21 protein-coding genes and 1 pseudogene are annotated in these 24,694 nt (G+C 70.4%); 13 read left to right on the forward strand and 9 right to left on the reverse strand.

Annotated elements, in window-relative coordinates; all coding sequences use genetic code 11:
- Positions 1 to 220 precede the first annotated feature (220 nt).
- A complete protein-coding gene (locus tag ABZV34_RS01470; protein WP_356270327.1) occupies positions 221 to 1,009 on the forward strand; it encodes a hypothetical protein in 789 nt (262 codons plus the stop codon).
- A 203-nt stretch (positions 1,010 to 1,212) separates the two neighbouring features.
- Here ABZV34_RS01470 and ABZV34_RS01475 read toward each other — a convergent pair whose 3' ends face one another.
- The 3 genes from ABZV34_RS01475 to ABZV34_RS01485 all read right to left on the reverse strand — a co-directional run bounded on the left by ABZV34_RS01475 (position 1,213) and on the right by ABZV34_RS01485 (position 5,553).
- Positions 1,213 to 1,704, reverse strand: coding sequence for a MarR family transcriptional regulator (locus ABZV34_RS01475; RefSeq protein WP_356270329.1), 492 nt, complete (start codon positions 1,702 to 1,704; stop codon positions 1,213 to 1,215).
- Positions 1,705 to 2,069: 365 nt separating this feature from the next.
- Positions 2,070 to 4,493 (reverse strand): endopeptidase La, encoded by a 2,424-nt coding sequence (gene lon / locus ABZV34_RS01480; RefSeq protein ID WP_356270331.1) that lies wholly within the window; start codon positions 4,491 to 4,493, stop codon positions 2,070 to 2,072.
- 271 nt (positions 4,494 to 4,764) lie between these two features.
- Complete coding sequence (locus ABZV34_RS01485; RefSeq protein ID WP_356270716.1) at positions 4,765 to 5,553, reverse strand: rhomboid-like protein; 789 nt, start codon at positions 5,551 to 5,553, stop codon at positions 4,765 to 4,767.
- Positions 5,554 to 5,883: 330 nt separating this feature from the next.
- On the opposite strand from ABZV34_RS01485, the pseudogene ABZV34_RS01490 reads away from it, so the two are divergent.
- From ABZV34_RS01490 to ABZV34_RS01520, 7 genes and pseudogenes are all read left to right on the forward strand, one after another.
- A pseudogene (locus ABZV34_RS01490) lies at positions 5,884 to 6,427 on the forward strand (spermidine synthase); the annotation flags it as partial.
- A 113-nt stretch (positions 6,428 to 6,540) separates the two neighbouring features.
- Positions 6,541 to 7,281 carry a response regulator transcription factor gene (locus ABZV34_RS01495; protein ID WP_356270333.1) on the forward strand — a complete coding sequence of 247 codons (741 nt, stop codon included), beginning with the start codon at positions 6,541 to 6,543 and terminating at the stop codon, positions 7,279 to 7,281.
- Between the two features lie 40 nt (positions 7,282 to 7,321).
- Positions 7,322 to 8,422: an ATP-binding protein gene (locus tag ABZV34_RS01500; protein ID WP_356270335.1), complete on the forward strand. Its 1,101-nt coding sequence runs from the start codon at positions 7,322 to 7,324 to the stop codon at positions 8,420 to 8,422.
- 282 nt (positions 8,423 to 8,704) lie between these two features.
- Positions 8,705 to 12,541 carry a multifunctional oxoglutarate decarboxylase/oxoglutarate dehydrogenase thiamine pyrophosphate-binding subunit/dihydrolipoyllysine-residue succinyltransferase subunit gene (locus ABZV34_RS01505; RefSeq protein WP_356270336.1) on the forward strand — a complete coding sequence of 1,279 codons (3,837 nt, stop codon included), beginning with the start codon at positions 8,705 to 8,707 and terminating at the stop codon, positions 12,539 to 12,541.
- A 141-nt stretch (positions 12,542 to 12,682) separates the two neighbouring features.
- Positions 12,683 to 12,871, forward strand: coding sequence for a DUF6104 family protein (locus ABZV34_RS01510; RefSeq protein ID WP_356270338.1), 189 nt, complete (start codon positions 12,683 to 12,685; stop codon positions 12,869 to 12,871).
- A gap of 301 nt (positions 12,872 to 13,172) precedes the next feature.
- Complete coding sequence (locus ABZV34_RS01515) at positions 13,173 to 14,075, forward strand: DUF4097 family beta strand repeat-containing protein (RefSeq protein WP_356270340.1); 903 nt, start codon at positions 13,173 to 13,175, stop codon at positions 14,073 to 14,075.
- A 1-nt stretch (position 14,076) separates the two neighbouring features.
- The gene (locus tag ABZV34_RS01520; RefSeq protein ID WP_356270342.1) at positions 14,077 to 15,171 is read left to right on the forward strand and encodes a helix-turn-helix transcriptional regulator; all 1,095 of its coding nucleotides are present in this window, start codon (positions 14,077 to 14,079) and stop codon (positions 15,169 to 15,171) included.
- 84 nt (positions 15,172 to 15,255) lie between these two features.
- Here ABZV34_RS01520 and ABZV34_RS01525 read toward each other — a convergent pair whose 3' ends face one another.
- The 4 genes from ABZV34_RS01525 to ABZV34_RS01540 form a co-directional block, all read right to left on the reverse strand.
- Positions 15,256 to 15,819 carry a Clp protease N-terminal domain-containing protein gene (locus tag ABZV34_RS01525; RefSeq protein ID WP_356270344.1) on the reverse strand — a complete coding sequence of 188 codons (564 nt, stop codon included), beginning with the start codon at positions 15,817 to 15,819 and terminating at the stop codon, positions 15,256 to 15,258.
- The gene (locus ABZV34_RS01530) at positions 15,819 to 16,028 is read right to left on the reverse strand and encodes a helix-turn-helix domain-containing protein (protein ID WP_148010429.1); all 210 of its coding nucleotides are present in this window, start codon (positions 16,026 to 16,028) and stop codon (positions 15,819 to 15,821) included. The genes ABZV34_RS01525 and ABZV34_RS01530 overlap by 1 nt, the downstream gene beginning before the upstream one ends.
- Positions 16,029 to 16,163: 135 nt before the next feature.
- Positions 16,164 to 17,129 (reverse strand): zinc-binding dehydrogenase, encoded by a 966-nt coding sequence (locus tag ABZV34_RS01535; protein ID WP_356270346.1) that lies wholly within the window; start codon positions 17,127 to 17,129, stop codon positions 16,164 to 16,166.
- 312 nt (positions 17,130 to 17,441) lie between these two features.
- Positions 17,442 to 18,689 carry an NADP-dependent malic enzyme gene (locus tag ABZV34_RS01540; protein WP_356270348.1) on the reverse strand — a complete coding sequence of 416 codons (1,248 nt, stop codon included), beginning with the start codon at positions 18,687 to 18,689 and terminating at the stop codon, positions 17,442 to 17,444.
- Positions 18,690 to 19,229: 540 nt separating this feature from the next.
- Between ABZV34_RS01540 and ABZV34_RS01545 the strand changes: the two genes are divergently transcribed.
- Genes ABZV34_RS01545 through ABZV34_RS01555 form a run of 3 tightly spaced genes read left to right on the forward strand, consistent with a single transcriptional unit; the run spans position 19,230 to position 21,944 of the window.
- Positions 19,230 to 20,192: an ABC transporter substrate-binding protein gene (locus tag ABZV34_RS01545; RefSeq protein WP_356270350.1), complete on the forward strand. Its 963-nt coding sequence runs from the start codon at positions 19,230 to 19,232 to the stop codon at positions 20,190 to 20,192.
- A 28-nt stretch (positions 20,193 to 20,220) separates the two neighbouring features.
- Positions 20,221 to 21,186, forward strand: coding sequence for an amino acid ABC transporter permease (locus ABZV34_RS01550; RefSeq protein ID WP_356270352.1), 966 nt, complete (start codon positions 20,221 to 20,223; stop codon positions 21,184 to 21,186).
- The gene (locus ABZV34_RS01555; RefSeq protein ID WP_356270354.1) at positions 21,183 to 21,944 is read left to right on the forward strand and encodes an amino acid ABC transporter ATP-binding protein; all 762 of its coding nucleotides are present in this window, start codon (positions 21,183 to 21,185) and stop codon (positions 21,942 to 21,944) included. The genes ABZV34_RS01550 and ABZV34_RS01555 overlap by 4 nt, the downstream gene beginning before the upstream one ends.
- A 213-nt stretch (positions 21,945 to 22,157) precedes the next feature.
- Here ABZV34_RS01555 and ABZV34_RS01560 read toward each other — a convergent pair whose 3' ends face one another.
- A complete protein-coding gene (locus tag ABZV34_RS01560; RefSeq protein WP_356270356.1) occupies positions 22,158 to 22,946 on the reverse strand; it encodes a class I SAM-dependent methyltransferase in 789 nt (262 codons plus the stop codon).
- A gap of 100 nt (positions 22,947 to 23,046) precedes the next feature.
- Between ABZV34_RS01560 and ABZV34_RS01565 the strand changes: the two genes are divergently transcribed.
- Positions 23,047 to 23,676, forward strand: a complete 630-nt coding sequence (locus ABZV34_RS01565; protein WP_356270358.1) for a CGNR zinc finger domain-containing protein — start codon at positions 23,047 to 23,049, stop codon at positions 23,674 to 23,676.
- Here ABZV34_RS01565 and sodX read toward each other — a convergent pair.
- Positions 23,580 to 24,014, reverse strand: coding sequence for a nickel-type superoxide dismutase maturation protease (gene sodX, locus ABZV34_RS01570; protein ID WP_356270360.1), 435 nt, complete (start codon positions 24,012 to 24,014; stop codon positions 23,580 to 23,582). The genes ABZV34_RS01565 and sodX overlap by 97 nt on opposite strands.
- A gap of 144 nt (positions 24,015 to 24,158) precedes the next feature.
- Here sodX and sodN point away from each other — a divergent pair, with 144 nt between their 5' ends.
- On the forward strand, positions 24,159 to 24,554 hold the full coding sequence (gene sodN / locus ABZV34_RS01575) for a superoxide dismutase, Ni (protein WP_023546844.1): 396 nt from the start codon (positions 24,159 to 24,161) through the stop codon (positions 24,552 to 24,554).
- Positions 24,555 to 24,694: the final 140 nt, after the last annotated feature.

A 24,694-nucleotide genomic window follows, 5' to 3' on the forward strand; every position in this document is an offset into this window, starting at 1 on the left:
CGGACGGGAGTTGGCGGGCAAGTTCCTCCGGCGTGTGCGTCCCCCTGCGCGGCGGGCCGGTTGGACGTCGGCGGCGGGCTTTGGCAGTATGCGCCGCCACGCGTTCCCGGAGTTGATCATTCCATGCCAAACCAGGCGGCTGAGCTGCGGGTCCGTACCTGTTCGGCGACCGTTGCCAGCCTTCCGTGGACCTTGTGAAGAGCTCGTGCAGACTGACTGGATGCGCACCGAACTCGTTTCCGAACCCGGTGACCCGGGCCGCCCCAATGAGGACTTCGCATCGGTCGGACTTCCGGCCTCGGGGCAGGGGGGTTCACTGGTCCTCCTCGACGGCGTGACACCTCCACCGGGCGACGACGGATGTCTTCATTCCGTTGCCTGGTTCTCGGCACGGCTCGGCGGATCCCTGACCGAACTGTCCGTTTCCCGGCGAGATCTCCCCCTGTCGGAGATCCTTTCCCTGGCGATCCGGCGCACCGCCGAGGCCCACGCCGGCTCCTGTGACCTTTCTCACCCGCGCACGCCGCAGGCAACCGTGGTGGTCGCGCGGTGGTCCGCCGAACTGGTCGAGTACCTGGTCCTGTCGGACTCGGCCCTGCTGCTGGAGTCCCCCGCCGGGGAGGTGACACCGGTCCTGGACGGCCGCCTCGACCTCGTCCCGCGCGCCTGGCTCGCCACGGACGCGATCGCCGACGCGACGGTCCGCAACAAGGAGGGGGGCTTCTTCACGGCCGCCGCGGACCCTTCGGTGGCGGCACGGGCCGTGACGGGCGTGCGCCCGCGTGCGGAGGTGCGCGCGCTGGCGGCCCTCACGGACGGCGCGACCCGCTGGGTCGAGAAGTTCGGGGAGGGCGACTGGAGCGAGCTGTTCACGCTCCTCCGCAAGGAGGGCGGGCAGGCTCTCGTCGACCGCGTACGGACGCTGGAGCGCGACGACGCGGAGACCCGGATACGCCTGCGACGGAGCAAGACGCACGACGACGCGACGGTGGTGTTCGTGGAGTACTGAACGGGGGCGCCCTCGGGTGCGCGGGGCGAGGCCCCGGCGGAACGGACGGCCCCTGGAAAGGCCTGCGGACGAGGCCCGCGGGGAGGCCCCGCGGGGAAGGCCCTTGGGGAAACCTCGCGGGGAAGGCCCATGGAGAAACGGACCGTCCGCGGAGCAGCGCGGCGGCCGCGAGGCGCCGGGCCGCCCGCGGAGCGGCCGGGGGCCTACTTCTCCATGCCCTGGTTCAGCTGGTGCAGCAACCGGGCGAGTTCGGCGACCTCGTGCGGGTCCCAGCCGGCGAGTTCGCGCACGTACCGCGCCCGTCGCGCCTCCCTGACCCGGCGGAAGCGTTCCCGGCCCCCCTCGGTGAGGTGGACGAGCCAGGCGCGGCCGTCGGCCGGGTCGGGCTCGCGGGCGACGAGGCCGAGCTCCTCCAGGGCGCGGAGCTGACGGGACATCGTGGCCTTGCCGACCCCGATGTAGGCGGCCAGCTCCGTGGCGCGCTGGCGGCCGCACTCCTCCAGACGGAAGAGGAGTCCGTACGCCGAGGACTCCAGGTCCGGGTGGACCTCCCGGGCCATCTCACCGGAATTGGCACGGGCGCGTCGCAGGAAAACGGTCAACTCCCTTTCCAATGCCGGGAATTCCTGGTCCACACCATTTTCCGACGCCTCGGATTCGACACGACGTCCCTCGCCGTTTGCGCCCTCGTGCACGTCAGCACCCCTGACCCGGTTTCCCGATCCTGAAAGTCTCTGCCAAAAGTCGCCGTCGCCGCAGCTCCGCCAGTATTTCGCAGGCATAGACCAACGGCAGCCTCCGGGCCCTCCTCCCCGCGGCCTGCCCCGCACCTGGTGCCGCGGCACCAGGTTCTCTTTGACGGACAAATACTGGCATGCGCACGCCATCATCAGGTCGCCGAGGGCTCGACCCCCACGAGGTTCGACGGCGGCTACGACCGGCTGCGGGCACTCGCCGTCGGGTGAACGCCCGGACAGCCGGGTGAGCGCCGGAACAGGGGAAGGCCCGGGCTCCCTCACGGGCCCGGGCCTTCCCCGTCCGGACGGACCGGCGGCGTCCGTCACGCCGCCACCGGCACCTCCGGGGTCGCGGCGCTGGTCGCGGGGGTCAGCGCCAGCTCCAACACCTGCCGGACGTCCGTCACGGCGTGGACGTCGAGCTTCTCCAGGACCTCCGCGGGGACGTCGTCCAGGTCGGGCTCGTTGCGCTTGGGGATCACGACCGTCGTCACCCCGGCCCGGTGGGCGGCCAGCAGCTTCTGCTTGACGCCGCCGATCGGCAGCACCCGGCCGGTCAGCGAGACCTCGCCGGTCATCGCCACGTCCGTACGGACCGGCCGCCCGCTGAGCAGCGACGCGAGGGCCGTCGTCATGGTGACGCCCGCGCTCGGACCGTCCTTGGGAACGGCGCCCGCCGGGAAGTGGATGTGCACGCCCCGGTCCTTCAGGTCGCCGACCGGCAGTTCCAGCTCGGCTCCGTGCGACCGCAGGAAGCTCAGCGCGATCTGCGCCGACTCCTTCATCACGTCACCCAGCTGACCGGTCAGGGTCAGACCGGCCGCGCCCGTCTCCGGGTCGGCGAGCGACGCCTCCACGTAGAGGACGTCACCGCCCGCGCCCGTGACGGCCAGACCGGTGGCGACGCCGGGCACCGCGGTACGGCGCTCGGCCGGGTCCTGGGCGGACTCGGGCACGTGGTGCGGCCGGCCGAGGAGCCCGCGCAGATCGGCGTCGGTCACCGTGAACGGCAGCTCCCGCTCGCCGAGTTCGTGCTGCGCCGCGATCTTGCGGAGCAGCCGGGCGACGGCCCGCTCCAGGTTGCGGACGCCCGCTTCCCGGGTGTACTCCCCGGCGAGCTTGCGCAGCGCGCTCTCGTCGAGCGTCACCTCGTCCTTCGCCAGACCCGCCCGCTCCAGCTGCCGCTGCAGCAGGTGGTCACGGGCGATGACGACCTTCTCGTCCTCGGTGTACCCGTCGAGCCTGACCAGCTCCATACGGTCGAGCAGGGCCTCCGGGATGGCGTCGAGCACGTTGGCCGTCGCCAGGAACACCACGTCGCTGAGGTCGAGCTCGACCTCCAGGTAGTGGTCCCGGAAGGTGTGGTTCTGCGCGGGGTCGAGGACCTCCAGCAGGGCCGCGGCCGGGTCGCCCCGGAAGTCGGAGCCCACCTTGTCGATCTCGTCCAGCAGGATCACCGGGTTCATGGACCCGGCCTCCTTGATGGCGCGGACGATACGGCCGGGCAGGGCGCCGACGTACGTACGCCGGTGGCCCCGGATCTCGGCCTCGTCCCGGACGCCGCCGAGGGCGACCCGGACGAACTTCCGGCCCATCGCGTGCGCGACGGACTCGCCGAGCGAGGTCTTGCCGACACCGGGCGGTCCGACCAGCGCGAGCACGGCACCGCCGCGCCGCCCGCCGACCACGCCGAGCCCGCGCTCGGAACGCCGCTTGCGCACGGCGAGGTACTCGGTGATGCGTTCCTTCACGTCGTCGAGTCCGGCGTGCTCGGCGTCCAGGACGGCCTTGGCGCCCTGGATGTCGTACGCGCCGGTGTCGTCGGTCCGTTCGTTCCACGGCAGTTCCAGCACCGTGTCGAGCCAGGTCCGGATCCAGGAGCCCTCGGGCGACTGGTCACTGGACCGCTCCAGCTTGTCGACCTCCTTGAGCGCGGCCTCGCGGACGTTCTCCGGAAGGTCGGCCGCCTCGACGCGGGTCCGGTAGTCGTCGGACTCCTCGCCCTCCTTGGCGTCGCCGTTCAGCTCGCGCAGCTCCTTGCGGACCGCCTCCAGCTGGCGCCGCAGCAGGAACTCGCGCTGCTGCTTGTCGACGCCCTCCTGGACGTCCTTGGCGATGGACTCGGCGACGTCCTGCTCGGCGAGGTGCTCACGCAGCTGCTCGGTGGCGAGCTTCAGGCGGGCCACCGGGTCGGCGGTCTCCAGCAGCGTGACCTTCTGCTCGGTACTCAGGAACGGGGAGTAACCGGAGTTGTCGGCGAGCGCGGACACGTCGTCGATGGCCTGTACGCGGTCCACGACCTGCCAGGCGGCGCGCTTGCGCAGCCAGCTGGTGGCGAGGGCCTTGTACTCCTTGACCAGTTCGGTGACGTGACCGGGCAGCGGGTCGGGCACGGTCTCGTCGACCTGGGTGCCCTCGACCCACAGCGCGGCACCGGGACCGGTCGTCCCGGCACCGATCTTCACGCGTCCACGACCGCGGATCAGCGCGCCCGGGTCGCCGTCGGCCAGCCGGCCGACCTGCTCGACGGTGCCGAGCACACCGGTGCTCGGGTACGCCCCGTCGATGCGCGGCACCAGCAGCACCCGCGGCTTGCCGGGCTCCGACCGCGCGGCGGCCTGGGCGGCCTCCACCGCGGCGCGCACATCGGGGTCGTTCAGGTCCAGCGGAACCACCATCCCGGGCAGCACGACCTCGTCGTCGAGCGGCAGCACGGGCAGGGTGAGCGAGGTGGACGTCGAAGCCATGATCTTCCCTCCGGCAGTCAAGTTGAGCTACACCGACTCAATGCACGTGAGTCCCCGATTGTTCCCCCGGCCTGTTCGCTCTGAGCGATCACTCGGCCACCCCCTGAGGCTTCGGGAATCCCCGCAGGTCAGCGTCGTCTTCGACAGGTCGGTGGGCCGCCCGGGGCGACCGGTCGACGAGGCGACGGACATGCGACGGCCGAAGGCTTACCGCGAGAACCCCCTCGCGCCGCGCCCTGTTCCCGCGGGGCCCAGGGGCGATGGTCAGGCCCTAGGCGGCGAGGGTGCCGGGCGCCTGGGCGGCCCGGACGGCGGGGTCGGCCGTGCCGCGGCCCCCGCTCCCGTCCGCCCCGGCCCGGTGCCGGCGCCGTATCAGCGGCCAGGTCGACACCCCGACCGCGAGGGACAGCAGGTGTCCCCAGTCGGTCATCGGGTCCCTGAACGCGATCAGGTCGCCGACCAGCACCCCCGCGAAGCCGATCAGCACCGGCCAGCGCAGCCACGGCGTCAGCAGCCCGGCGAGGGCCCCCACGCTCGCGGCGACACCGAAGCTGATGCCGTAGTCGAGACGGTGCAGGGAACTGCCGGGAAGGCGTCCCGCCAGCACCGACAGACCGACGGGCACCTCGGTGGCCAGCGTGGCCACGACATGGCCGAGCAGGAAGACACCCGCCGTCCGCAGTCCGCCTATGCGCCGCTCCAGCGCGGTCAGCACGAGTACGAATCCGGCCGCGTACATCGACGCGACGCCGCCCGCGATCCACAGCGCGCTGGCCAGCAGCACCAGCACCGGATGGCGCGCGAGGTGCGCCACGTCCGTACTGGAGCCCTGCTGCAGGGCGTGGACGAGGGAGGGGGCAGCGTGGTCCGCGGTCACCGAGACGACGGCGAGGACGGCCGCGTACCCGAAGGTGAAGGGCGTGCCGGCGGGGGTGGGGAGCAGCCGCCAGGGCCGCAGCGCGCGCAGCCGGGCGCGGGCGGGGCCACGGGTGCGGGCGCGAGAGGCGGGCGGGCGGGGCGCGGATGTCTCCGGGACCGCGTCGCCGCGCTGTCGCGGCATGCCGTCCAGCACGGACGTGCCACCGGCTTCCGCGTTCTCGGGCGTGGCGTCCGACCGAGAGGTCGTGGCCGCCGCGGTCGTGCTCCGGTCCAAGGTGGAAGGCTCCTTCCGTCCTCACCCACCCTTGGGTGTCCCACGCGTCACTGTCTATGACCGACGCCACCCGCGGGGCGATTCACAGCAACCCCACATCCAGGAACGGTGTGCGGGGCTTCCGGGACGTGCGTGCCGCGGTGACGGCGGGAGGGCGACGCCGTGTCGCCATCGCCGTACGTGCTCGCCATGCCGCCATCGCCATGTCGCCATCGCCATATGTAAGGAGGACACAGCCGGTCGGAGCGGCTGCTCGTCGACGCCGCGTACGACGCCCTCGACGGACGCCCGGAGCCGGACGTGCCGATCGGCGGACTCGGCGTCGGGTTCTCGCTCGCCCACGCGGCGGCGGACCGGCGCCGGGGGCTCATCGGTGTCGTCGAACGCGAGCGGGCCATCGTCGACCGGCACCGTGGCGGCCCACCGGCCGGGCTTTGCGCGCGGGCGTCGGCCGATCCGAGCACCGGGATCGTGGAGGCCGATCCGTCCACTCGCCTCCGTGAGACATCCGCCACGTACGACGCTGCTCTGCCTGGACATCGGCAACGGCCCCGGCTGGACCGTCACGGAGGACAACGACAGCCTGTACGGACCGGCCGGACTCGCGGACTGCGCGCGGGTGTTGAGGACCGGCGGGGTGCTCGCCGCGTGGTCGGCCCGGCCCTCTCCGGAATTTGAAGGTAGCTTGCGGAATGCCGGATTCCGCCGGGTGCGTACCGAAGAGATCCCGGTTGCCCGGGGCGTTCCGGACGTCGTCCACCTCGCGACAGGGCCTGGATAGCCGAGCGCGGGCGACTGCCCTTACGCTGCTCCCCTGGCGCGGATCATTCAAGCGTCAAGCGCAGTCATGGGATCACCCCACGGATTCCGGAACGCACACATCAGGGGCGGGCGATGGAGCAGACCCACACATCCCACAACGGCACGGCGGCGACGACGCCGGGCGCTCAGCGCCGGGTGCTGGTGGTCGAGGACGATCCGACGATCGTCGACGCCATCGCGGCCCGTCTGCGGGCCGAGGGGTTCCTCGTGCAAACCGCGGGCGACGGACCGGCCGCCGTCGACACGGCGGAGGCCTGGCAGCCGGACCTGCTGATCCTCGACATCATGCTCCCCGGCTTCGACGGCCTGGAGGTGTGCCGGCGGGTCCAGGCCCAGCGTCCGGTACCGGTGATGATGCTCACCGCGCGCGACGACGAGACCGACATGCTGGTCGGGCTCGGCGTGGGCGCCGACGACTACATGACGAAGCCGTTCTCGATGCGCGAGCTGGCCGCGCGCGTACACGTCCTGCTGCGCCGGGTCGAGCGGGCGGTGGTGGCGGCCTCGACGCCGCGCAGCGGCATCCTGCGCCTCGGCGAGCTGGAGATCGACCACGCCCAGCGCCGGGTGCGGGTGCGCTCGGAGGACGTGCACCTCACCCCCACCGAGTTCGACCTGCTGGTCTGCCTTGCCAACACGCCGCGCGCGGTACTCTCCCGCGAGCAGTTGCTGGCCGAGGTCTGGGACTGGGCGGACGCTTCGGGCACCCGGACCGTGGACAGCCACATCAAGGCGCTGCGCCGGAAGATCGGCGCCGAGCGGATCCGCACCGTGCACGGTGTGGGCTATGCGCTGGAGACCCCGACTCCCTGATCGGGGCCCGCGCGAGGACCTGTCTGAGGGGGCTGATCTCATGAGCGGATCGGGAGAGCGCGGGAACGCCGGGCCCTGGGGCTCCGTGCGCCCCTTCTCGATCAAGACGAAGCTGGGCACGCTGGTCGTGGTCTCGGTCTTCATCACCACCGGTCTGCTGATGATCGCGGTGCGCACCGAGACGGAGCTGCGCTTCATCACGGTCTTCTCGATGATCGCCACCCTCCTGATCACGCAGTTCGTGGCGCATTCGCTCACCGCGCCGCTGGACGAGATGAACACGGTCGCCCGGTCCATCTCGCACGGCGACTACACGCGCCGGGTCAGCGACAGCCGCCGCGACGAGCTGGGCGACCTGGCCCAGACGATCAACCTCATGGCCGACGAGCTGGAGGCCCAGGACCGCCAGCGCAAGGAACTCGTGGCGAACGTCTCGCACGAGCTGCGCACCCCCATCGCGGCGCTGCGCGCGGTCCTGGAGAACGTCGTGGACGGCGTCTCCGCCGCCGACCCCGAGACGATGCGTACGGCCCTGAAGCAGACGGAGCGGCTGGGCCGGCTGGTCGAGACGCTGCTGGACCTCTCCCGGCTCGACAACGGCGTCGTACCGCTGCGCAAGCGCCGTTTCGAGGTGTGGCCGTACCTGTCGGGCGTACTGAAGGAGGCCAACATGGTCGCCTCCGCGCGCGCGGGCCTCGCATCGGGCTCCGGCAACCACACCCGCACCGACGTCCACCTGCACCTCGACGTCTCCCCTCCGGAGCTGACCGCGCACGCCGACCCGGAGCGGATCCACCAGGTCGTCGCCAATCTCATCGACAACGCGGTCAAGCACAGCCCGCCGCACGGCCGGGTCACCGTCAAGGCCCGCCGGGGCGACCTCCCCGAGTCGCTGGCCCTGGAGGTCCTGGACGAGGGCCCCGGCATTCCGCAGTCGGAGTGGCACCGCGTCTTCGAGCGGTTCAACCGGGGCGGGGTGCCGTCACCGCACGGCCCCGGCAGCGACGGCGGTACGGGCCTGGGGCTCGCCATCGCCCGCTGGGCGGTCGATCTGCACGGCGGCCGGATCGGCGTGGCCGAATCCCAGCGGGGCTGCCGGATCCAGGTCACCCTTCCGGGCCTTCCTTCTCTGCCAAGTTGACGTAAAGTTCGAACCGGAGCCACAAGATCCATCCGTGTCCGTCGCTCGTGGACACGTGTGATCAGGCAGAGGGCCGCGCGAGTCGTGCCGCGACCCGGAATCGGCGTACCCATTCCGGTCCGGAACCTCGCTTGTTTCCCGCCATTTCCCTCACCGAAACACGCTTTCCGATGTGACTTGCGCGACGTTGGACGGGCCCGGCCTGACCTTCCCGGCCAGGGAGGCGTAGCCTTTATTCCCGCTGTCCATCACCTTGTGAAGCGGAAGAGGGCGGTTGCCGCCGTGTCGCCACAGTCCCCCAGTAACTCGAGCACTTCGACCGAAGACCAAGCCGGGAAGAACCCCGCCGCTGCGTTCGGTCCCAATGAGTGGCTCGTCGACGAGATCTATCAGCAGTACCTCCAGGACCCGAATTCGGTAGACCGAGCCTGGTGGGACTTCTTCGCCGACTACAAGCCAGGGGCTCCGGCCGCCTCGGCTCCGGCGGGTACTGCGGCCGCGGGGGCCGCAGGGACCACCACCACGGCGGCTGCGTCCGCGCCTGCCGCGCCGGCAGCCCCTGCCGCGCCCGTGGCGCCCCAGGCTCCGGCCCAGGCCGCTCCGGCGGCTCCTGCGGCCCCGGCGCCCGCCGCGCCCGCTCCGGCCGCCGCTCCCGCGGCGCCGAAGCCCGCCGCCGCCCCGGCCCCGGCTCCCGCGAAGGCCGCTCCGGCCGCCGCGAAGCCGACGGCCGCGCCCGCGGCCGAGGCCCCTGCCGGTCCCGAGTTCGTGACGCTGCGCGGCCCCGCCGCCGCGGTCGCGAAGAACATGAACGCCTCGATCGAGGTGCCCACGGCCACGTCCGTGCGCGCGGTCCCGGTGAAGCTGCTCTTCGACAACCGCATCGTCATCAACAACCACCTGAAGCGCGCCCGGGGCGGGAAGATCTCCTTCACCCACCTCATCGGCTACGCGATGGTGCAGGCCATCAAGGCCATGCCGACCATGAACCACTCCTTCGCGGAGAAGGACGGCAAGCCGACCCTGGTCAAGCCGGAGCACATCAACTTCGGTCTCGCCATCGACCTGGTGAAGCCGAACGGCGACCGCCAGCTCGTCGTCGCCGGCATCAAGAAGGCCGAGACGCTGAACTTCTTCGAGTTCTGGCAGGCCTACGAGGACATCGTCCGCCGCGCCCGCGACGGCAAGCTGACGATGGACGACTTCACCGGTGTCACGGTCTCCCTGACCAACCCCGGCGGCCTCGGCACCGTCCACTCGGTCCCCCGCCTGATGCCCGGCCAGTCGGTCATCATGGGCGTCGGCTCCATGGACTACCCGGCGGAGTTCCAGGGCACCTCCCAGGACACCCTGAACAAGCTCGGCATCTCGAAGGTCATGACGCTCACGTCGACCTACGACCACCGGGTGATCCAGGGCGCCGCCTCCGGCGAGTTCCTCCGCATCGTCGCCAACCTCCTCCTCGGCGAGAACGGCTTCTTCGACGAGATCTTCGAGGCGCTGCGCATCCCCTACGAGCCGGTCCGCTGGCTCAAGGACATCGACGCCAGCCACGACGACGACGTCACCAAGGCCGCCCGCGTCTTCGAGCTGATCCACTCCTACCGGGTCCGCGGCCACGTCATGGCCGACACCGACCCGCTGGAGTACCGCCAGCGCAAGCACCCCGACCTCGACATCACCGAGCACGGCCTCACCCTGTGGGACCTGGAGCGCGAGTTCGCGGTCGGCGGCTTCTCCGGCAAGTCGATGATGAAGCTCCGCGACATCCTCGGCGTCCTGCGCGACTCGTACTGCCGCACCACCGGCATCGAGTTCATGCACATCCAGGACCCGAAGCAGCGCAAGTGGATCCAGGACCGCGTCGAGCGCCCGCACTCCAAGCCGGAGCGCGAGGAGCAGCTGCGCATCCTGCGCCGGCTGAACGCGGCGGAGGCCTTCGAGACCTTCCTGCAGACGAAGTACGTCGGCCAGAAGCGGTTCTCCCTGGAGGGCGGCGAGTCCGTCATCCCGCTCCTCGACGCCGTCATCGACAGCGCCGCGGAGTCCCGCCTGGACGAGGTCGTCATCGGCATGGCCCACCGCGGCCGTCTGAACGTCCTCGCCAACATCGTCGGCAAGTCGTACGCACAGATCTTCCGCGAGTTCGAGGGCAACCTCGACCCGAAGTCGATGCACGGCTCCGGCGACGTGAAGTACCACCTGGGCGCCCAGGGCACCTTCACCGGCCTGGACGGCGAGCAGATCAAGGTCTCGCTGGCCGCGAACCCCTCCCACCTGGAGACGGTCGACCCGGTCATCGAGGGCATCGCCCGCGCCAAGCAGGACATCATCAACAAGGGCGGCACGGACTTCACGGTCCTGCCGGTCGCCCTGCACGGTGACGCGGCCTTCGCGGGCCAGGGTGTGGTCGCCGAGACGCTCAACATGTCGCAGCTGCGCGGCTACCGCACCGGCGGCACGGTGCACATCGTCATCAACAACCAGGTCGGCTTCACCGCCGCCCCGGAGTCGTCGCGCTCCTCCATGTACGCCACCGACGTGGCCCGCATGATCGAGGCGCCGATCTTCCACGTGAACGGTGACGACCCCGAGGCCGTCGTCCGCGTCGCGCGTCTGGCCTTCGAGTTCCGGCAGGCGTTCAACAAGGACGTCGTCATCGACCTCATCTGCTACCGCCGCCGCGGGCACAACGAGTCCGACAACCCGGCGTTCACGCAGCCGCTGATGTACGACCTGATCGACAAGAAGCGCTCGGTGCGCAAGCTCTACACCGAGTCCCTCATCGGCCGCGGCGACATCACCCTCGAAGAGGCCGAACAGGCGCTGCAGGACTTCCAGGGCCAGCTGGAGAAGGTCTTCACCGAGGTTCGCGAGGCCGTCTCGCAGGGGGCGGAGGTGCAGATCTCGGACCCGCAGGCGCAGTTCCCCGTCGCCGTGCAGACCGCGGTCTCCCAGGAGGTCGTCAAGCGGATCGCCGAGTCCCAGGTCAACATCCCGGACAACGTCACCGTCCACCCGCGTCTGCTGCCGCAGCTGCAGCGCCGGGCGGCGATGATCGAGGACGGCACGATCGACTGGGGCATGGGCGAGACCCTCGCCATCGGCTCCCTCCTCCTGGAGGGCACCCCGGTCCGGCTGTCGGGCCAGGATTCCCGCCGCGGCACGTTCGGCCAGCGCCACGCGGTCCTGATCGACCGGGTCACGGGCGAGGACTTCACCCCGCTCCAGTACCTCTCGGACGACCAGGCCCGCTACAACGTCTACGACTCGCTGCTCTCCGAGTACGCGGTCATGGGCTTCGAGTACGGCTACTCGCTGGCCCGCCCGGACGCCCTCGTGATGTGGGAGGCGCAGTTCGGCGACTTCGTCAACGGCGCGCAGACGGTCGTCGACGAGCTGATCTCCTCGGCCGAGCAGAAGTGGGGCCAGACGTCCGGCGTCACGCTCCTACTCCCGCACGGCATGGAGGGCCAGGGCCCGGACCACTCCTCGGCCCGCATCGAGCGCTTCCTCCAGCTGTGCGCCCAGAACAACATGACGGTCGCCCAGCCGACGCTCCCGTCGAACTACTTCCACCTCCTGCGGTGGCAGGTGCACAACCCGCACCACAAGCCGCTGGTGGTCTTCACCCCGAAGTCGATGCTGCGTCTCAAGGCCGCCGCCTCGAAGGCGGAGGAGTTCACCACGGGCGCCTTCCGTCCCGTCATCGGCGACGACTCGGTCGACGCCGCGGCGGTCCGCAGGGTCGTCTTCTGCGCCGGCAAGCTGTACTACGACCTCGAGGGCGAGCGGCAGAAGCGCGGCACCACGGACACGGCCATCATCCGCATCGAGCGCCTGTACCCCCTCGCGGGTGCCGAGCTCCAGGCGGAGATCGCCAAGTACCCGAACGCCGAGAAGTACCTGTGGGCCCAGGAGGAGGCGGCGAACCAGGGCGCATGGCCCTTCATCGCCCTCAACCTGATCGACCACCTGGACCTCGCCGTCGGCGCCGACGTCCCGCACGGCGAGCGCCTGCGCCGTATCTCGCGTCCGGCGTCCTCGTCGCCGGCCGTGGGTTCGGCCAAGCGGCACCAGGCCGAGCAGGAGCAACTGGTGCGCGAGGTGTTCGAGGCCTAGGCCTCGGGCGGCACAGCCTCCCGTACGTCGTCGCGGCCCGGTTCCCTCTCAGGGGGCCGGGCCCGCGGCATCTCCGCCCCACCCCTATCCCGTGCATCTCTTTCATCCCTTCCACCCCCTTCACCGACCGGAGCATCGCCCATGTACTTCACCGACCGTGGCATCGAGGAGCTGGAGAAGCGGCGCGGCGAGGAGGAGGTCACCTTCGAGTGGCTCGCCGAGCAGCTGCGCACGTTCGTCGACCTCAACCCGGACTTCGAGGTACCGGTGGAGCGGCTGGCGACATGGCTGGCACGGCTTGACGACGAGGACGAGGACGACGAGGAGTAGATCCCGTCGTGTCCCGGCCGGCGTGTGTCGCGTGTGTCACGTGTATCGCGTGTGTCGCGTGTACCGCGTGTGTGTCGCGTGTGTCACGCACCGCTCAGGTCCGCGTGGGCGGCTCCGCGTCCTCGCGGTCGCGCTCCGCGGACCTCACCACGTCCCGGGTCCCCCCTCTCGCCGTATCTCACCGAAACGGGTGTCTTGACTTTCCGTATCCGCGATATATCGTGAATAGCGGAAGACGCGATATGGCGCGTCGATTCCATGCCCGAGCCTGTCCGGGTCCGGTCGTCTGGAGGTCTGCCCCATGTCCGAGTGGTCCGTCGCAGAGCCGAGGAAGCTCACCTTCGACGACCCCGTGACGGCGCTGCACGTGCGCGTCGTCAACGGAACAGTCAACGTCGTGGGCACCGACGAGGGTTCCGCGAGGCTTCAGGTCTCCCAACTGGAAGGCCCCCCTCTTCAGGTGACCCAGCGGGACGGCACGCTCACCGTGGCGTACGAGGACCTGCCCTGGAAGGGCTTCCTCAAGTGGCTCGACAGCAAGGGCTGGCGCCGCAGCGTGGTGGTCTCGCTGGCCGTCCCGACCGGCACGCGTGTCGAGGTGGGCGTGGTCGGTGCCGCCGCCGTGGTCTCCGGCGTGGAGGGCCGGGTGGAGGTCAAGGGTGTCACCGGCGACACGACGCTCGTACGCATCTCCGGCCCCGTCCGGGTGGACACCGTCTCCGGCAGCCTGGAGGCCCAGGCCGTCACCGGTGACCTCCGCTTCAACTCCGTCTCCGGCGATCTGACCGTCGTCGAGGCCTCGGGCTCCTCCGTGCGCGCCGACTCGGTGAGCGGTTCGATGATCGTGGACCTCGACCCCATGGGCACCCCGACCGACGTGCGCCTGACGAACGTCTCGGGCGAGATCGCCATCCGCCTCCCGCACCCCGCCGACGCCGACGTGGAGGCCAACACCGCGAGCGGCACCGTCTCCAGCGCCTTCGAGGACCTCCGGGTCAGCGGCCAGTGGGGCGCCAAGAAGATCACCGGCCGGCTGGGTGCGGGCAACGGCAAGCTGAGGGCGGTGACCGCCTCCGGCTCCATCGCCCTGCTCCGCAGGCCACCGGTGGAGGACGAGCCGCGCGAGCCGGCCCCGTCCACGCACGCGGGGGACAGCTCGCCCGACGCCTCCACGGACGGCCCGACCGACAAGAAGGTGCTCTGAGATGCCTCCCGTCTTCGCCCACGGCCGTCTGCGCCTCTACCTGCTGAAGCTGCTGGACGAGGCCCCGCGGCACGGATACGAGGTGATCCGCCTCCTGGAGGAGCGCTTCCAGGGGCTGTACGCGCCCTCGGCGGGCACCGTCTATCCGCGGCTCTCCAAGCTGGAGGCCGAGGGACTGGTCACCCACACCACCGAGGGCGGCCGCAAGGTGTACGCGATCACCGACGCGGGCCGCGCCGAACTGGCCGACCGCAGCGGCGAACTGGCCGATCTGGAGCTGGAGATCCGCGAGTCGGTCGCGGAGCTCGCCGCGGAGATCCGCGCCGACGTGCGGGGCGCCGCGGGCGATCTGCGCCGCGAGATGCGGGCGGCGGCCACGGAGGCCCGTCGCGGCAACGGCCGCGCCGGCGACGCCACGGAGCACGAGGGTCCCGCGGGCGGCTTCGCGGACTTCGGGGACCACCGCGACAAGGAGTCGTGGCGCGTCGCCAAGGAGGAGATGCGGCGCGTCAAGCAGGAGTGGAAGGAGCAGGCCCGGCGCGCGAAGGACGAGAGCCGGCGGGCCCGCGACGAGGCCCAGCGGGCCCGCCGTCAGGCCAAGGAGGCGCAGGAGCGGGTCCGCGCCCAGGCCCAGGAAGAGATGCAGCGCATGGCCAAGCGGGTCCAGGAGCAGGTCCAGGACCACTTCGCGCGCGGGGACTGGCCGACGGGGGTCCGCGAGGGCCTCACCGAACTGGCCAAGGAGTTCGGTGACTTCGGCAAGACCTTCGGGGGCGACTTCGGCAAGTCCTTCGGAAAGGACAGCGGCCCCGGCCGGCCGGGCACGGCGGAATCCGGCTCGGCGCGCACCCAGGAATCCGACTACTCGGACACCCCGGACGACTTCCCGGCCGGCTACGAACCCTCCTGGGCCCACGAGAGCTCCACCGGCGAGCCCGTCCGCGACCTCGACCGCCTCCTCGACCGGTTCCGCGACGACATCCGCGACGCGGCCCGGGACCACGGGGTGACGGAGGACCAACTGCGGGCGACCCGCCGTCACCTGTCCACTGCGGCGGCGCACATCGGAGCCGCGCTGCGCACACCGAAGAGCTGACCGCCGGTGGCACCCGGGGATCTCCCTGACGGGACGGGGTCCCCGAGTCCCGGCCGGGGAACCGCGAAGGTCCCCTCGGCGGCCTCACCCCGCCTTGGCCTCCCCGCCGTAGAGCACACGCGTCACCGTCTCGTACGTGACCCCGTGATCGGCGAGCACCTCCGCGAGCACACCGGGCCGGACGGTCAGGGCCATCAGCAGATGCTCGTCGCCGATGTGCCGGTCCTGGCGGGCGAGCGCCAGCCGAAGGGACTGCGTCAGCGTCTCCTTGGCCCCCTGGGTGAACGGCCGGCGCCCGGACCGCCGGCCGGCTCCGCCCTTCCTGCCCGCCTCCAACGCTCCGGCCCCGTGAGCCTCCTCCACCCGGGAGACGATCTCCGAGACGTCGATGCCGAGCCCGGACAGCGCTTCCGTCTCGGCGCGGGAGAGCCCACCCCGCCTGCGCGTCTCGGCAAGCGCCCGTTCCACCGAGTCACGGCGTTCGGCCGCGCCGAGCGAAGCGAGCGCGAACGAGCCGCGACTGCCCTCCCGGTCCAGCAGGGCGAGGAGCATGTGCTCCTCGTCCACCGCCTCGGCCCCCGCCCGCTCGGAGTACCCGACCGCGCCCTCGACCACGGCCCGGGCATCCTTCGTGAAACGCTCGAACATCACTGCCTCCCGTACTTCTTGTGCACGGCTTGCCTGCTCACTCCGAGTTCCGCGGCGATCTCCTGCCACGACCAGCCCTGATGGCGCGCACTGCGCACCTGTACCGCCTCCAGCTGCTCCAGCAGCCTCCGCAGCGCGGAGACCGCCCGCAGCCCGATCCGCGGATCGCGGTCGCCCGCGCGCTCGGCGAGATCCGTTGCTTCGGTCATGACGTCAACCTACATTGACAGACGCCGCTCGTCAATCAAAGTTGACATCCGGATGCGGAACGGCGGGCCCGGAGACTCCCGGGCCCGCCGCGGCCACCACATCATCGCGTCCCGGCCCACCGGGCCGGGGGAACCTCAGCCCACCGTGAGGACGATCTTCCCGAACTGATCGCCCGCCGCGATCCGCTCGAACCCCTCCCGGGCCCGGTCGAGCGGCAGCACCTCGTCGATGACGGGCCGCACCCCGGTGGCGGCGCAGAAGGACAGCAGGTCCTCCAACTCGTCCTTGGTGCCCATCGTGGAGCCGACGACCTTGAGCTCCAGGAAGAAGATCCGGGTCAGCTCGGCGTGCGCGGGACGGTCCCCGCTCGTCGCGCCCGAGATCACCAGCGTGCCGCCGGGCCGCAACGACTTGATGCTGTGCGACCAGGTGGCCGCGCCCACCGTCTCGATGACCGCGTCCACACGCTGCGGCAGGCGCGCGCCGGACTCCAGCGCCTCCACGGCCCCGAGTTCGACGGCCCGCTTGCGCTTGGCCTCGTCACGGCTCGTCGCGAAGACCCGCAGTCCGGCGGCCTTGCCGAGGACGATCGCGGCGGTCGCGACACCGCCGCCGGCCCCCTGCACGAGGACCGAGTCGCCCGGCCGCACCCCGGCGTTGGTGAAGAGCATGCGGTACGCCGTCAGCCACGCGGTCGGCAGGCAGGCGGCCTCCTCGAACGAGAGTTCCTCGGGCTTCGGAAGGACGTTCCACGCCGGGACCGTGACCTGCTCGGCGAAGGTTCCCTGGTAGCGCTCGGTGAGGATCGACCGGGGCTCCTCGGGGCCGACGCCGTGCCCCGTCTGTCCGATGACGGAGTGAAGGACGACCTCGTTGCCGTCCTCGTCGACGCCGGCCGCGTCGCAGCCGAGGATCATCGGAAGTTTGTCCTCGGCCAGGCCCACGCCCCTGAGGGACCAGAGGTCGTGGTGGTTCAGGGACGCGGCCCTGACGTTCACGGTCGTCCAGCCGGGCCTTCGCCCGGGGGCCGGGCGCTCCCCCAACTCCAGGCCGTTGAGCGGCTGGTCACGGTCAATGCGAGCGGCGTAGGCAGCGAACATGACCTTGACGATAGGCTCCGCCCCCGCGCCGGGGAACCACGTCCCGCTGTGACACGCGTCCCGCCCGTCCCGCGGCCCACCTCACACCCGTACCGGCTCGCCCGGAGGACCCCCGCGTGAACCATCCGTACGGCCCAACGCCCGGGCAAAGGAGAGCGGCCCCGCCGGGGGACAACCCCGGCGAGGCCGCAGAATCCGCTCCCGAACCGCCCTGGAACGTCTGAAGCCGCCCTCGAACCACGCTCACGCGGCTTGCGAACCGCTCTCGAGCGGAACGGCGCCGAACCGCTCGTCGGTACCGAACCGCTCACCTCACCGGCGCGCGACCCCTTCGGCCCGGGCGGCCGCGGCCACCGCCGCGGTCACCGCGGGCGCCACCCGCTCGTCGAACGGCGAGGGAATCACGTAGTCGGCGGCGAGGTCGTCCCCGACGACCGCGGCCAGCGCGTCGGCCGCCGCGATCTTCATCCCCTCCGTGATCCGGGACGCGCGCACCTGCAGCGCACCGGCGAAGATCCCGGGGAACGCCAGCACGTTGTTGATCTGGTTCGGGAAGTCGGACCGCCCGGTGGCGACCACCGCCGCGTACTTGTGGGCGATCTCCGGATGCACCTCCGGATTCGGGTTGGCCATGGCGAACACGAACGCGCCCTCGGCCATGGAAGCCACCGCCGGCTCCGGAACCGTGCCGCCGGAGACGCCGATGAAGACGTCCGCACCGGCGAGCGCGGCGTCCAGCGACCCGGAGAGCCCCGCCTTGTTGCTGATCCCGGCGAGTTCCCGCTTGACGTCCGTGAGGTCGTCCCGGTCGGAGGACACGATGCCCTTGCGGTCCGCGACGGCCACGTCGCCGATGCCCGCCTCCAGCAGGAACTTGGCGATGGCGATCCCGGCCGCGCCCGCGCCGGAGATCACCGCGCGCAGCTCACCGAGCGAGCGCCCGGTCAGCTTCGCGGAGTTCCGCAGGGCCGCCAGCGTCACCACGGCCGTCCCATGCTGGTCGTCGTGGAAGACGGGAATGTCCAGCCGTTCCTGGAGCTTCCGCTCGATCTCGAAGCACCGCGGCGCCGAGATGTCCTCCAGGTTGACTCCGCCGAAGGACGGCGCGAGACGGACCACGGTCTCGACGATCTCGTCGACGCCCTTGCAGTCCAGCGCGATCGGCACGGCGTCCACGCCGCCGAACTGCTTGAACAGGATCGCCTTGCCCTCCATCACGGGGAGCGACGCCTCCGGACCGATGTCACCGAGGCCGAGCACGGCCGTACCGTCGGTCACCACGGCGACCACGTTGGACTTCCACGTGTAGTCGTTGACCAGATCGGGCTGCTCGGCGATGGCGGTGCACACCTTCGCGACGCCGGGTGTGTACGCCAGGGACAGGTCGTCCTTGTCGCGCACGGGCACGGTGGCCTGCACGGCCATCTTCCCGCCACGGTGCAGCGCGAACGCCGGGTCGAAGGCCAGGGAGTCCACGGAGCCGTCGGAATTCACCGGCTCCGCGTCGCCTTCGGGACCCGTACTGCTGTCGCTGCGAGGATTGACGATCTCCGCTGCCACTTTGTTTTACCCCTTAAGTCTTCATTGATTGAGGGTGACCACTCCTGATTGAGGGGTGGGCGGGCACCGCGTATGCCCTGCCGCCGTGGTTGCGTACGGGCGGATACGCGACGGGCGCGCCGCACACGCGCCCTGAGCCCCGGATGAGGGGTGTAAAGAACCTTCTTACCGGACGGACTGTGCCGAGGACGAGCCCATAACGCGAAGCTCACACGCCGGTGACATGACTCATACCCGAATATGTGGACAAGTCCAGGATTTGACGTCATGTCGTCGCAAGCGCGGAGTCGTGGCGGTCCGCATCCGGGGCCGCGCCGAAGATCTTCCGGCCGAAACGGCGGATTCCCGCACAGGATCCGGCACGGCGGGGGCACCCAGTGTTGGTCCGGGGGTCACCCGTTATCCGATTTTGACATAGCGAGTCCTCTGAACGGCGCAATCCGAATGGCAAGATGCCGTCATCACACGAGGTCGCGACACCCAAAGGTGTGTGTTCTCGTCGACCTGTCGGCTACTCCCTCATCCGCCGGAGGACCCACCATGACCGCAAGCTCCACCCGTCGTACGACCGCCACGCGCTCCCGGATAGCTGCGGTCGGCGCGATCGCGGTCGCCGGCGCCCTGATCCTCACCGGTTGCGGTGACCAGACGAACGGTGGCGGCAGCAGCTCCACCGAGTCGGCCAAGTCCAACAGCGCTCCCCTCTTCTCCAAGCTGCCGAAGAAGATCCAGGACGCGGGCGTCATCAAGGTCGGCACGAACGCCGAGTACGCCCCCATGGAGTCGACCGAGGGCGGCAAGATCGTCGGCGTCGACCCGGACCTGGCCGACGCGCTGGGCAAGCAGCTCGGTGTGAAGTTCGAGTTCACCTCGGGCTCCTTCGACGGCCTGATCACCGCCGTCAACTCCGGCCGCTACGACATCGGCATGTCGTCCATCACGGACAACAAGCAGCGCCAGGAGGGCCTGGACGACAAGGGCAAGAAGCTCGGCGAGGGCGTCGACTTCGTCGACTACTTCACGGCCGGTACGGCCATCTACGTGAAGAAGGGCAACCCCGAGGGCGTCAAGGGCATCGAGGACCTCTGTGGCAAGACGGCCGCCGTGCAGCAGGGCACGACGTACGAGACGGCCCTGAAGGACCAGTCCAAGAAGTGCACGGACGCCGGCAAGAAGGCCATCAACATCGAGGCCTTCCAGAACGACACCGAGGCCCAGACCCGTGTGAAGTCCGGCGGCGCGGTGGCCGGCATCAACGACTACCCGGTGGCGGTCGACCTGGCCAACAAGGCCGACGGCGGCAACGCCTTCGAGGTCATCAACAAGCAGTACGACGCCGGCCCGTTCGGCATCATCCTGAACAAGAAGAACACCCAGCTCCGTGACGCGCTGAAGGACGCCGTCGACGCGATCATCAAGGACGGGTCCTACCAGAAGGTGCTGGAGAAGTGGGGCGCCCAGTCCGGCGCGATCGAGCAGTCCGCGGTCAACGGCGGCAAGTAAGCCGAGCGCACCACTGAAGGGCAGTCACGTGACTGACAATTTCGACAAGTCCCCCGCGGACGCCGCGCCCCCCGGCGACACGGTGGCCAAGAGCGCGGTCTCCGGGCCGTCCCCGGAGACCATCAAGGCGATCCCCGTCCGGCACTACGGCCGGTGGATCAGCGGCGTCATCGTCGTCGCGCTGCTGCTGGCGCTCGGCATCGCGTTCTCGCAGGGCAACATCCAATGGCACACGGTCGGCGACCAGCTCTTCGTGTCCAGTGTCGTCCAGGGCGCCGGCCGCACGCTTCTGATCAGCGTGCTCGCCATGATCGTGGGTGTGGTGCTGGGCATCGTCCTCGCGGTGATGCGGCTCTCGAAGAACCCGGTGACCAGCACGGTCGCCTGGCTGTACATCTGGTTCTTCCGCGGCACCCCGGTCTACGTCCAGCTGCTGCTCTGGTTCAACCTGGCGCTGATCTTCCCCGTTCTGAATCTCGGTCCGATCTACAAGAACGAGATGACGGACGTCATGACTCCGTTCATGTGCGCCCTGCTGGGCCTCGGTCTGAACGAGGCCGCGTACATGGCCGAGATCTGCCGCGCCGGTCTGCTGGCCGTCGACGAGGGTCAGACGGAGGCCGCGCAGGCCCTGGGCATGAGCCACACCAAGACGCTGTTCCGGATCGTGATCCCGCAGGCCATGCGGGTGATCGTGCCGCCGACCGGCAACGAGTTCATCAACATGCTGAAGACCTCGTCGCTGGTGTACGCGGTCACGTACAACGAGCTGCTGCGCTCCACCTCGGCGATCGGTTCCACGTCGTACGCCGTGATGGAGATGCTGTTCGTCGCCTCCATCTGGTACCTGGCCATGACCAGCGTGTTCAGCGTCTTCCAGTACTACCTGGAGCGCTACTACGCACGGGGTTCGAGCCGCAGCCTGCCGCCGACCGTCTTCCAGAAGATCAAGGCGAACATGCTCGGGCTCGGCAGTGGAAGGGGCAAGGTATGACCGCGATGGTGAAGTCGGAGGGCGTCCACAAGTCCTTCGGTCCGGTGGAGGTCCTCAAGGGCATCGACCTGGAGGTGAACACCGGTGAGGTGTTCTGCCTGATCGGCCCGTCCGGCTCCGGCAAGTCGACCTTCCTGAGGTGCATCAACCACCTGGAGAAGATCAACGCCGGCCGGCTGTACGTCGACGGCGACCTGGTCGGCTACCGCCAGAAGGGCGACAAGCTCTACGAGCTCAAGGACAGCGAGGTCGCCCTGAAGCGCCGGGACATCGGCATGGTCTTCCAGCGCTTCAACCTGTTCCCGCACATGACGGCCGTCGAGAACGTCATGGAAGCGCCGATCCAGGTGAAGGGCACGAAGAAGTCGGACGCCCAGAACCGCGCGATGGAGCTGCTCGAACGTGTCGGTCTGTCCGACAAGGCGCGCAACTACCCCTCGCAGCTCTCCGGCGGCCAGCAGCAGCGCGTGGCCATCGCCCGCGCGCTGGCGATGGACCCGAAGCTGATGCTCTTCGACGAGCCGACCTCGGCCCTGGACCCGGAGCTGGTCGGTGACGTCCTCGACGTCATGCGCGACCTCGCCGAGTCCGGTATGACGATGGTCGTCGTCACGCACGAGATGGGCTTCGCCCGCGAGGTGGGCGACTCGCTGGTCTTCATGGACGACGGTGTGGTGGTCGAGTCCGGCAACCCGCGCGACGTCCTGACGGACCCGCAGCACGAGCGCACCAAGTCGTTCCTGTCGAAGGTGCTCTGAGGGTCTCGACCGCCGGATGCCGCCCGCCCGGGAAGGGTGGGCGGCATCCGGCGTTCCGGATCGCTTCAGGTTCCACCAGGGGCTGCGCGGCGAGAGGTCACCCTCGGTGCTGAGCCCCCGCAGCGGCACGAAGGCCGTGAACTGCCCCTGCCGCTGAGGTCCTTGCCGGCGTGGCGCTTGTCGATCACCTTGCCCGTGGGGCGCGCCCCCGGATCACCTGACCGCGAGCACCACCGCGTCCGAAGGCGAGCGCCAGACCGCCCGCGCCTCCGCGAACCCCTTCTCGCGCAGCACGCGCGCGTGCCAGTCGGCGGACGGGGTGTCGCCGTCGGCGTGCTCGCCGTAGATCTCGAAGCGGCGGGCGGTCGGCGCGGCGAGGACCGGGTCCTGCGCGGCCAGTTCCCACCACGCGGACCAGTCGAGGACACCGCCCTCCTTGGCCCGGTCCATCCGGGCGTGCCGCTGCGCGCGGTCGGCCGCGTTGATCAGGGGCGTGGACTCGTCGATCATGTGGTCGGCGTTCATGAAGACCCCGCCGGCGCGGACGATCCCCGCGATCCGGCCGTAGAGGGCCGCCAGGGGTTCGCTGTGCAGCCAGTGCAGGGCCGTGGCCGTCAGCACGGCGTCGTAGGACTCGTACGGCAGCCGGGCCGTCCAGTGCGGGTCCTTGAGGTCGGCCGTGACGAGGGAGACCCGGTCGTCGCCCGCGAAGGTGCCCTCGGCGATGGTGAGCAGCGCGGGGTCGAGGTCGACGCCGGTGCTGGTGGCGCGCGGGAGGCGGGCGAGGAGCCGGGCGGTGACGGTGCCGGTGCCGCAGGCGAGGTCGAGGACGCGCGGCGCGGGGCCGACCAGGGCCTCGACCATGTCGAGCATCACCCGGAAGCGCTCCTCGCGGTCCGGCATGTACCACTCCTGCTGCCGGTCCCAGCTCTCCTGCCAGGCCTGCCAGTCGGTTCCGGTGCTCTGCGTCCCGGTGTGCTCGGTTCCGGTGCTGACGGTCATGGAAGCCCCCTCTTCACTCACCCGCGTAATACCCTGGAAGCGCAATCAGCCGTTACCTGACCGCACGCATGACGATAGAGCGCCTCCGTAAGGACTACAAGTGGAACTCGCCTATTACTCGGACTACGCGGTTCGCCTCGTCAACAGCGAGGAGCCGGCCCGGGGCAAGGACGCGCTCACCTCGGTCGACGCCGTCCGCGGCCTCTTCGTGGGCAACGCCTCGGCGGCGCGCCGCGCCACGGACGCCGACGTGACGCGCTTCCGTTCGGTCCGCGCACGGCTGCGCGCCGTGTTCGAGGCGGCGGACGGCGGCGACGAGACCCTCGCGGTCGACCTGCTGAACTCGCTGCTCCTCGAGTTCCCCGTCAGCCCGCAGATCTCCGGGCACGACTTCCGGGACGACGACGGACGCCCGCTGTGGCACATGCACCTCGCGGACCACCCGTCGAACGTGACGGCGGGTTACACGGCGATCGCCGCCATGGGGCTCGCCTTCCACCTCACCTCGTACGGTGTGGACCGGCTGGGCCTGTGCGAGGCCGCACCGTGCCGCAACGCCTACCTGGACACGTCGACGAACCGCTCCCGGCGCTACTGCTCGGACCGCTGCGCGACCCGCGCCAACGTGGCCGCCTACCGGGCCCGGAAGCGCCTGGAGGCGGACCGGTCGGAGAGTACGGGCCTGGCCGCCGACAGCGCCCAGCGCACCAGCGCGAGCGGCGAACGCTGACCGCCCTTGAGGGGCCGGTACCGGAACCGCACCTTCCCGAGGACGAGTTCCTCGGGTACCGCGCCGTAGTCGGTGCTGTCCCCGCCGGCGAAGGCGTTGTCACCCAGTACCCACCAGCCGGCCTCGCGCCGCTGGGCCACCCGCTTGACCACCAGCAGGTCCTGCTGGAACGGATGACGCAGAACGACCACGTCACCGGGCCCGACCCGGGCCCCGTACTGCACCACCAGCCGATCCCCGTGCTGGAGCGTGGGCACCATCGAGGGCCCCCGCACCTCGGCCCCCCCGAACGGCAGCACGGCCCTTCCACGTTCGCTCTCCTGCGACAGCTCCGGCATCACCGGCACCTCCCCGGTCCATCCTCCACCAGTCCCAGTCTCACCCCGGACTTTTGTCCTAAGCCCATGGGGGCACTCGCGAAAAGACGTCCCCCACGGAGTAATGTCCCACCTGAGAAGACGATCACGAGGAAGGACAGCTCCATGCTCTCCCGCCTGTTTGCCCCCAAGGTGAAGGTCAGCGCGCACTGTGACCTGCCCTGCGGCGTGTACGACCCTGCCCAGGCCCGCATCGAGGCGGAGTCGGTGAAGGCCGTCCAGGAAAAGATGGCCGGTAACGACGACCCGCACTTCCAGGCCCGCGCCACCGTCATCAAGGAGCAGCGCGCCGAACTCGCCAAGCACCACGTGTCGGTGCTCTGGAGCGACTACTTCAAGCCCCCGCACTTCGAGAAGTACCCCGAGCTGCACCAGCTGGTCAACGACGCCCTGAAGGCCCTCTCGGCCGCCAAGGCGTCCACCGACCCGGCGACGGGCCAGAAGGCGCTGGACTACATCGCCCAGATCGACAAGATCTTCTGGGAGACCAAGAAGGCCTGATCCGGGCCGCGTTCGCCATGACCGGCGAGCGGTGCACCCTCGCAGGTCGACGGGCGTTCCGAAGGGGCCCGGCCGGATTCTCCGGCCGGGCCCCTTCGGGTGTGCGCGTCAGGTCGTGCCGTGTCCGGACCACGGGCGCA

The organism is Streptomyces sp. NPDC005195 (assembly GCF_040608315.1).
Lineage (GTDB): Bacteria > Actinomycetota > Actinomycetes > Streptomycetales > Streptomycetaceae > Streptomyces > Streptomyces kaempferi.

Excerpts from the sequence above, each read along its gene's own strand:
- ABZV34_RS01495 (WP_356270333.1), top strand. The coding sequence starts at position 6,541 with ATGGAGCAGACCCACACATCCCACAACGGCACGGCGGCGACGACGCCG.
- sodX (WP_356270360.1), bottom strand. The coding sequence starts at position 24,014 with ATGCCGGAGCTGTCGCAGGAGAGCGAACGTGGAAGGGCCGTGCTGCCG.
- ABZV34_RS01470 (WP_356270327.1), top strand. The coding sequence starts at position 221 with ATGCGCACCGAACTCGTTTCCGAACCCGGTGACCCGGGCCGCCCCAAT.
- lon (WP_356270331.1), bottom strand. The coding sequence starts at position 4,493 with ATGGCTTCGACGTCCACCTCGCTCACCCTGCCCGTGCTGCCGCTCGAC.
- ABZV34_RS01500 (WP_356270335.1), top strand. The coding sequence starts at position 7,322 with ATGAGCGGATCGGGAGAGCGCGGGAACGCCGGGCCCTGGGGCTCCGTG.
- ABZV34_RS01525 (WP_356270344.1), bottom strand. The coding sequence starts at position 15,819 with ATGTTCGAGCGTTTCACGAAGGATGCCCGGGCCGTGGTCGAGGGCGCG.
- sodN (WP_023546844.1), top strand. The coding sequence starts at position 24,159 with ATGCTCTCCCGCCTGTTTGCCCCCAAGGTGAAGGTCAGCGCGCACTGT.
- ABZV34_RS01535 (WP_356270346.1), bottom strand. The coding sequence starts at position 17,129 with ATGTTCGCTGCCTACGCCGCTCGCATTGACCGTGACCAGCCGCTCAAC.
- ABZV34_RS01510 (WP_356270338.1), top strand. The coding sequence starts at position 12,683 with ATGTACTTCACCGACCGTGGCATCGAGGAGCTGGAGAAGCGGCGCGGC.
- ABZV34_RS01560 (WP_356270356.1), bottom strand. The coding sequence starts at position 22,946 with ATGACCGTCAGCACCGGAACCGAGCACACCGGGACGCAGAGCACCGGA.
- ABZV34_RS01545 (WP_356270350.1), top strand. The coding sequence starts at position 19,230 with ATGACCGCAAGCTCCACCCGTCGTACGACCGCCACGCGCTCCCGGATA.
- ABZV34_RS01520 (WP_356270342.1), top strand. The coding sequence starts at position 14,077 with ATGCCTCCCGTCTTCGCCCACGGCCGTCTGCGCCTCTACCTGCTGAAG.
- ABZV34_RS01485 (WP_356270716.1), bottom strand. The coding sequence starts at position 5,553 with ATGCCGCGACAGCGCGGCGACGCGGTCCCGGAGACATCCGCGCCCCGC.
- ABZV34_RS01530 (WP_148010429.1), bottom strand. The coding sequence starts at position 16,028 with ATGACCGAAGCAACGGATCTCGCCGAGCGCGCGGGCGACCGCGATCCG.
- ABZV34_RS01515 (WP_356270340.1), top strand. The coding sequence starts at position 13,173 with ATGTCCGAGTGGTCCGTCGCAGAGCCGAGGAAGCTCACCTTCGACGAC.
- ABZV34_RS01555 (WP_356270354.1), top strand. The coding sequence starts at position 21,183 with ATGACCGCGATGGTGAAGTCGGAGGGCGTCCACAAGTCCTTCGGTCCG.